This is a genomic window from Scrofimicrobium canadense (genome assembly GCF_009696615.1).
GTDB lineage: Bacteria > Actinomycetota > Actinomycetes > Actinomycetales > Actinomycetaceae > Scrofimicrobium > Scrofimicrobium canadense.
On record NZ_VULO01000028.1, the window covers coordinates 1 to 3,117 of the forward strand.

The 3,117-nt window shown below is 57.2% G+C and carries 4 protein-coding genes and 1 pseudogene; 1 reads left to right on the forward strand and 4 read right to left on the reverse strand.

Annotation, left to right across the window (positions count from 1 at the left end):
• Positions 1 to 130: 130 nt before the first annotated feature.
• A pseudogene (locus FYJ24_RS12250) lies at positions 131 to 304 on the forward strand (IS5/IS1182 family transposase); the annotation flags it as partial.
• Between the two features lie 28 nt (positions 305 to 332).
• Here the strand turns inward: FYJ24_RS12250 and FYJ24_RS12255 are convergent.
• From FYJ24_RS12255 to tnpA, 4 genes are read right to left on the reverse strand one after another with little or no spacing between them, the layout of a single operon-like run.
• On the reverse strand, positions 333 to 602 hold the full coding sequence (locus FYJ24_RS12255) for a hypothetical protein (RefSeq protein WP_154518720.1): 270 nt from the start codon (positions 600 to 602) through the stop codon (positions 333 to 335).
• A complete protein-coding gene (gene tnpC / locus FYJ24_RS12260) occupies positions 592 to 2,253 on the reverse strand; it encodes an IS66 family transposase (protein WP_225872176.1) in 1,662 nt (553 codons plus the stop codon). The genes FYJ24_RS12255 and tnpC overlap by 11 nt, the downstream gene beginning before the upstream one ends.
• A 28-nt stretch (positions 2,254 to 2,281) precedes the next feature.
• A complete protein-coding gene (gene tnpB, locus FYJ24_RS12265) occupies positions 2,282 to 2,626 on the reverse strand; it encodes an IS66 family insertion sequence element accessory protein TnpB (RefSeq protein WP_004578760.1) in 345 nt (114 codons plus the stop codon).
• Entirely contained in the window at positions 2,623 to 2,913 is a 291-nt protein-coding gene (gene tnpA / locus FYJ24_RS12270) for an IS66 family insertion sequence element accessory protein TnpA (RefSeq protein ID WP_125204576.1), read from the reverse strand. Before tnpA ends, tnpB begins: the two co-directional genes overlap by 4 nt.
• Between the last annotated feature and the right edge of the window lie 204 nt (positions 2,914 to 3,117).

Consider the following 3,117-nt stretch of genomic DNA (forward strand, 5'->3'; position numbering starts at 1 on the left):
AATATAAGCAATGGCAACTACAAAACAGCAGACGCTCTAGTGGCGCAATCAGTAGGGCTAGCAGCCTGTCGGTCTTTCCGTTGCACCGTGAGATACTGACCACCGTCATCGCCGAGCTGAGAAGATCGCCATGAGCCGCTTCATCCCTGTGGATCGCCAGACCGATTACCTGCTGCCGCCTTCGGTAGACGAGTGGTTGCCCGATGGTCACCTGGCGCGGTTCGTTGTCGATGTTGTCGAACAACTGGACCTCTCGACGTTGACCCGGCGTTACATGGGGCGGGGTTCCAAGGCACATCACCCGTAAGCGTTCATTCCAAGACGTAGTTGACCTACTTCACGTCACGGAGGGGCCTTAATAACTCCGGCGAGACCTTGTATTGCTTCCTGCCATCCTCCCCCAGCACGATCACACTCTTACGGTTGATCTTGGTGACGATCCCAAGCACCGGTCCTTCTCGACCTTCGAAGGTCACTTTCAGACCAACCCGCAACCGACTCAAGGCTTGCAGGGTTTCCTGTTCTTGCAGTTCATCAATGCGCTGGCAGATGTACTGGTTCAGTTCCAGCAACTCGTCGATGCTCATGTCCTCAATGCGCATGGACGACCTCCACCGGTGTAAGTTGCGTGGCTTGTCGGTCCGGATGACGTGGATCGATCAGAGCCCGTAGCGGATTCTCGGCGAACCGGATTTTCCAGAGCCGCGGAGTCAGATTCGCCACTTCACTGGCGGGATGCTGACTGACACGCTGCAGCACGTCCACCAGATATGTGTACGGGGTAATATCGTGCAGCTTGCAGGTGCTGATCAGGCTCTGGATGATACCCAGGTGTTCCGCGCCCAGTTCAGTCCAGCAGAACATCCAGTTTTTCTTGCCCATGGGGATGGGCCGTAGGGCCCGTTCCAGGTGATTGGTATCGGGTTGTACGCCCGGATCTTCCAGGAACACCGTCAGGCTCGTTTCCCGGCCGAGCACGTAATTCAGGGCTTTGGTTAACGGCTCCCGGGGTAACAGGCCGCCTTGCCCCAACTGATCCCGGCACCATTGGAAGAAGCCGCTGACGACCGGCTTCGCATGGTCCAGCCGGTATTGACGCTTCTTCTCGCCGGTGAGCTCCTTTTCCTTAATGGTATCTTCAATCTGGTACAGCTTCGCGATCTGTTGCAGGGCTTCGGTGGCCTTCTCAGGATGATCCTTTTGGGCCTCAACGAAGCAACGGCGACTATGCACCCAGCATTGAGCATGAGTAATGCCTTTCTGGGCCGCGGCATAGCGGGCATATGCGGCATAACCATCGCTGATCAGAGTGCCACTGAATTGGTCGTTCAGAACCTGCTCGATGTGCAGTCGGCCCCGACTGTTCGAGTAGGTAAACACCACTTCGTCGTCATCACCGTATAGGGGCCAGAACCAGCCTGTTTTCATCTTGCCTTTCTGCGGGCCTGCCCGGCCCTGGTGGCCCGCTTTGATGGGTGTTTCGTCCATGGCCAGCACCCGGCTGCGCAGCACGTTGTCGGTCTGGGCGTCCACAATGGGCCGAAGCAGGTCGATGGCCCGCTTCACCAGGTTCGTCAGGGTGCTGCGGCTGAGGGTAATACCCGCTTGTTGAATGCGCTGGTGCTGGCGATACAGCGGCAGGTGGAACTGGAACTTGTCCACCAGCAACCCGGCCAGCAGGCTGACATCGGCCAGGCTGTTGTCCAGCACGTTGAACGGGGCTGGTGTTGTCACAGGTTTTTGATCCGTGCCCTTACGACGGAACACCGGGCGTTCGCATTTGAGCACCACATAGCTGGAGGCCCGCTGGGCCAGACGGTAGGTGGTTTTGGTGCCGATGATGTCGTATTGGTCGGCGTCCGGCCCGGTCAGCTCCGGCGGCAGTTGCTCGATCACTTCCACCGGTACATCCGCCGTAAAGCGCAGGCCGGTGTCGTTCAGGCAGTCGTCATCGCGCTGCTTTTTGCCGGTGCCGCGCTGGTAGGCCTTGATGGTGCGCTTTTCTTCCTCGGCAGGCTGTTCCGGTAGCGGTGCGTCATCCGGTTGGAACAGGTTGTCCTGTTCCGGAATATCGTAAACCTGTTTCTCGGATTTGGGGCCGAACAGCTGCTTCTTGAACCAGTCTAACTGGTGTTTCAACTGCCGAATGGATTCCGCCTGGGCCTCCAACTGCTCGCGCTGCAACGCATTTTCCTCGGCCAGGGCCGAGTAGGAAGGTGCATTGGGTTGGGGGTCGGAAGCCGTTGAATTCATGGCCGACATTATACCGGAAGTCCGTCTTCTATACCCCTCGAAAACGCTTGAACTGGCGGTATTTCTGCACCTCGATGCCGTCGATCAGCAGTTGCAGATCCGTCAGGGTCAGGGCTCGCTGACCGGAGGCGGATAACGGCACCCGGAACTGCCCTTGTTCCAGGCGCTTGGCCCACAGGCAGTAACCGGTGGTCGTAAAATACAGCATCTTCATCTGAGTCTTGCGCCGATTAACGAAGACGAAATACTGGCCGCTGAGCGGGTCGTGCTTCAACTGATTCCGAACCAGGGCACTCAGGCCCCGGAACGATTTGCGCATGTCGGTGGGCTCGGTGCACAGCCAGATGCGGGCCTGGCTATCGAGTCCGATCATCCGTGCTGGCTCAGCCGGAGTTCAACGCCGTTGCCCAGGCTGAGCACAATGTGCCAGCCTGGGCCGGAGGATGGGGAGTTGCCCATCAACGACGAGAGATCCAGAAAACCGGCTTCACCGGATCCAGTCGAATCATTGGTCGACGGATCGGACAGACGCTTGCGCCAATTGCAGAAACTGGCGTAACCAATGTTCCCTTGTTTGCAAAACTTCGAAGCTGACAGACCACAGTCACGCTGCTGATCAACCAGGGTCTGCCACTGTTCGGGTGTGCGGTGCTTTCTCATGGGGGTAACCTCGTGTTGGAAAGTGTGAGGTTACTTTAGGGCGATTTTCAGCAGGTTGGCAGAACGTCGTGGAATGAACGCTTACGTCAAAGAGCAGGCCTTATGCGATGGATAGCAAAGTTCGTGGGGATTCCTCAGGGTTAGATGCTTTATTAGCCCTAAACGATATTCAGTACGGTATTCACGGTGATTTTTGGGTCAAAT

Coding starts and splice junctions, on each gene's coding strand:
- tnpA (WP_125204576.1), bottom strand. CDS start 2,913: ATGAGAAAGCACCGCACACCCGAACAGTGGCAGACCCTGGTTGATCAG.
- FYJ24_RS12255 (WP_154518720.1), bottom strand. CDS start 602: ATGCGCATTGAGGACATGAGCATCGACGAGTTGCTGGAACTGAACCAG.
- tnpB (WP_004578760.1), bottom strand. CDS start 2,626: ATGATCGGACTCGATAGCCAGGCCCGCATCTGGCTGTGCACCGAGCCC.
- tnpC (WP_225872176.1), bottom strand. CDS start 2,253: ATGAATTCAACGGCTTCCGACCCCCAACCCAATGCACCTTCCTACTCG.